The organism is Betaproteobacteria bacterium (genome assembly GCA_016791345.1).
Classification (GTDB): domain Bacteria; phylum Pseudomonadota; class Gammaproteobacteria; order Burkholderiales; family JAEUMW01; genus JAEUMW01.
Genome location: JAEUMW010000043.1, coordinates 1 through 3,480, shown reverse-complemented (window position 1 = coordinate 3,480; position 3,480 = coordinate 1). Strand labels below are relative to the sequence as shown.

The window sequence follows — 3,480 nt, the reverse complement described above, 5'->3', positions numbered from 1 at the left end:
CAACGCCCTGAATGTCGCCCGCGAAGTCTTCAAGGAAAAGGGAGTCGGACCATGAACTGCCCGCGCTCGGTCGACCGGAGGTGTTTGTCGATCGCGTGAGACCGATTACCGCCACGAGTTGCACAGTGCCATGAACGACGCACCCCTGTTTCCCGGCTTCGAGTCGCGCCGCATCGCCACCGACGACGCGGTGCAGATCCACACGCTGATCGGCGGCAACGGTCCGCCGCTGCTGTTGCTGCACGGTCATCCGCAGACGCATGCGATCTGGCACAAGGTGGCGCCGGCGCTGGCCGAGCGCTTCACGCTGGTGCTCGCGGACCTGCGCGGTTACGGCGATTCGTCCAAGCCCGCGGGCACAGCCAGGCACGAAAACTACAGCAAGCCGGTGATGGCGAACGACATGCTGCAGGTAATGCGCACACTCGGGCACGCGCGCTTTCGCGTGCTGGCGCACGATCGCGGTGCCCGCGTGGCGCACCGCCTGGCGGCCGATCATGCCGATGCCGTCGAGCGCATGGTGCTGCTCGACATCGCGCCGACGCTCGCCATGTACGAGCAGACCACGGAGCTCTTCGCACGTCTTTACTGGCACTGGTTCTTCCTGATCCAGCCCGCGCCGCTGCCCGAGCGCCTGATCGAGGCCGACTCCGCCGCCTATGTCCACGAGCTGATGGGGCGGCGCCACGGCGGGCTCGCCCCGTTCGATCCGCGCGCCCTGGCGGAGTACCTGCGGTGCATCGCGCTGCCCGGCGCGGCGCACGGCATGTGCGAGGACTATCGCGCCAGCGCCGGCATCGATCTCGAACACGACCGGGAGGACCGCACCGCAGGTCGGCGCGTCGAGTCGCCGCTGCTGGTGCTGTGGGGTGAACACGGCGTGGTCCACCACTGCTTTCGGGCGCTCGCCGAATGGCAGCGCGTGGCGAACGAGGTGCGCGGCGAGGCGCTGCCGTGCGGTCACTACATCCCGGAAGAAGCGCCGGAGGCCCTGCTGCAGCACGCGATGCCTTTCCTCACCGCATCCTGACTGCCACTCTCCTCGATCGCTCGCGTCAGCGCACGAACAAGAGGTAGATGAGCAGCAGGTTCACGATGATCGACACCACGGCCACGGCCTGCCAGCGCGCCGCCGGATGCCGCTGCAGGAGCGGCGTGGGAAGCGGTGCGGACACGGGTCGTGCTTCTCCCAGTTCCAGCGCGTAGAGCATCTCCTCTGCCGTCTCGAAGCGCTCTCCCTTGTTCCGGGCGACGGCGCGCAGCAGAAAGTTCTCGAACCAGCGCGGGATGTCCGGGCGGTAGCGCGTCGGCGGCGTGGGATCGCCGAACTGGGGACGCTGGAACGGCTCGACCTCGCCGTAGGGATACCTGCGCGTCAACAGGTGATACAGCGTGACGCCGGCGGCGTAGAGGTCGCTCTGCACGGACGCGGGTTCCCCGGCGATGAGCTCCGGCGCCATGAAGCTGGGCGTGCCGGGGTTCCCCTGCAGTTCCTCGTAGGGAACACCGGCCGCGAGCGCCACGCCCAGATCGAGGATGCGCAGCTCGCCGTCCTCGTCCTGCAGCAGATTGGCGGGCTTGATGTCGCGATGGAGGATCGCCAGCCGGTGCAGGGCGCCGAGCCCCTTGGCGACCTGCATGCCGATGCGCACCGTCTCGGCGGTCGAGAAGTGGCGGCCGCTGTCGAGCTTGTCCTGCAGCGTCTGCCCGGCGTGGTACGTCATCACGTAGTACAGGTATTGCCGGGCGTCCGCGGCGATCGGGATCACCTGCGGAAAGTGGGATGAGACGAGGCGCTTGGCGAGCCACTCCTCGTTGAGCAGTCCCTCGCGGCTCTCGCGGTCCGCGCTCAGGATCGGCTGCAGCGTCTTCAGCGCGAGCGTCCGCCCCGACGCGGCGGACCGCACCTGATAGAGCAGCGTCGCCCGCGACTCGTGGATGAGCCGCACGACCTCGAAGTCGTCGATGCGATTGCCCGGCTTGAGCTTCGTCGGCACCGGCAGATGCCGGTCCGCCACGATCATCTCGCGCCAGCTCTCGGTAGCGACCGCATCGATGCGGGCGACGACCGCCGTCGCGTTGTCCTGCCCGCCGGACTCCAGCGCCGTCGCGACGAGCGCCTCGGCCGCCGCCTGCGAATCCCCGTGCGAGACGAGCAGCGCCTTGATGCGGGTATCCCCGAGCGGCTCCCAGACGCCATCGCTGCAGATCAGGAAGCGGTCACCGGCCTTGAGCTCTCCGTCCCCGTGATCCATGGCCAGATGTGTGTCGAGCCCCACCGCCCTGCGCAGGACGTGGCTGCGCTCCGCCATATCCCAGACGTGATCCTCGGTGTGTCGGGTGAGTGAATCGTCGCGCATGCGGTAGATGCGCGAGTCGCCGACATGACCGGAGTAGTATCTGCTGCCGCGCAGTACGAGCACGCTCAAGGTGGTCGCCTGCGTGGTATGCGGCTCGTGGGCCGTGCCCTGCGAGACCAGCCAGCGATTGATCGCCGTCAGCACACGGTCGATCGCGAGCGAGATCTCCCACGTCTCGGGCGTGGCGTAATAGTCGGCGAGCAGCCCGCGCACGCAGTACTCGGCGGCCTCGCGCCCGCCGTCGCTGCCGGAGACGCCGTCCGCGACCGCGAGCACCGCGCCGCGGGAGGCGAGTTCCGCGCCTTCGGGGGTGACCACACCCCAGTAGTCTTCGTTGCGCTCGCGCTTGCCGGTGGCAGTGGCGGAACCGACGGAAATTTCGAGTGGCATGACGCGCCGATGGCGGCAGTGCGTTGCACGATTCGGCCGTAGCATGCCGCGAATACGGTCCGGCAGCCAGCGCGCAACACGGCCGCAGGGTCGCCGGCCGCGCAGGGCCGGCGGCGTGGCCGACTACACCCGTGCGGTCGTCATGTGTGGCGCACCCCAGGTCGTGCGCCAGCGCTTCTTGACGGCGGTAAGTCCGGTGAGCGCGACCAGCGCCAGCGCCGCGAACACGAGGAAGCCCGCCTGGTAACTGCCGGTGAATTGTTTGGAGTAGCCGAGCGAGGACGCGAGATAGAAGCCGCCGACGCCCCCCGCCATCCCCACCAGACCGGTCATGACGCCGATCTCCTTGCGGAAGCGCTGCGGGACGAGCTGGAACACCGCACCGTTGCCCATCCCCAGGGACAGCATGGCGAGCATGAAAACGCTGAGTGCCATCCACGGCTCCGGCAGGCCGGTGCTGACGATGCCGAGAAACACCGCCGCCAGCACGTACATGAACGACAGCGACTTGATGCCCCCCACGCGGTCGGCAACCATGCCGCCGATGGGACGCACGAGCGACCCGGCGAACACGCAGGCGGCGGTGAAGTAGCCCGCCATCACCGGCGTCAGACCGTACTGGTCGTTGAAGTAGATCGTGAGCGACGACGCGAGACCGACGAAGCCGCCGAAGGTGACGCTGTAGAAGAACATGAACCACCAGGCGTCCTTGTCCTTCAGCACGTGCATG

3 protein-coding genes are annotated in these 3,480 nt (G+C 68.2%); 1 reads left to right on the top strand and 2 read right to left on the bottom strand.

From position 1 onward, the window contains the following. Nucleotides 1-130 precede the first annotated feature (130 nt). Nucleotides 131-1,030, top strand: coding sequence for an alpha/beta hydrolase (locus JNK68_01535; protein ID MBL8539030.1), 900 nt, complete (start codon nt 131-133; stop codon nt 1,028-1,030). A 25-nt stretch (nt 1,031-1,055) separates the two neighbouring features. On the opposite strand, the gene JNK68_01530 is transcribed toward JNK68_01535, so the two are convergent. Both JNK68_01530 and JNK68_01525 read right to left on the bottom strand, forming a co-directional pair. Continuing rightward, entirely contained in the window at nt 1,056-2,750 is a 1,695-nt protein-coding gene (locus tag JNK68_01530) for a bifunctional protein-serine/threonine kinase/phosphatase (protein MBL8539029.1), read from the bottom strand. A gap of 123 nt (nt 2,751-2,873) precedes the next feature. Further along, the coding region (locus tag JNK68_01525; protein MBL8539028.1) for an MFS transporter at nt 2,874-3,480 on the bottom strand (607 nt) is incomplete at its 5' end.

Coding starts and splice junctions, on each gene's coding strand:
- JNK68_01535 (MBL8539030.1), top strand. CDS start 131: ATGAACGACGCACCCCTGTTTCCCGGCTTCGAGTCGCGCCGCATCGCC.
- JNK68_01530 (MBL8539029.1), bottom strand. CDS start 2,750: ATGCCACTCGAAATTTCCGTCGGTTCCGCCACTGCCACCGGCAAGCGC.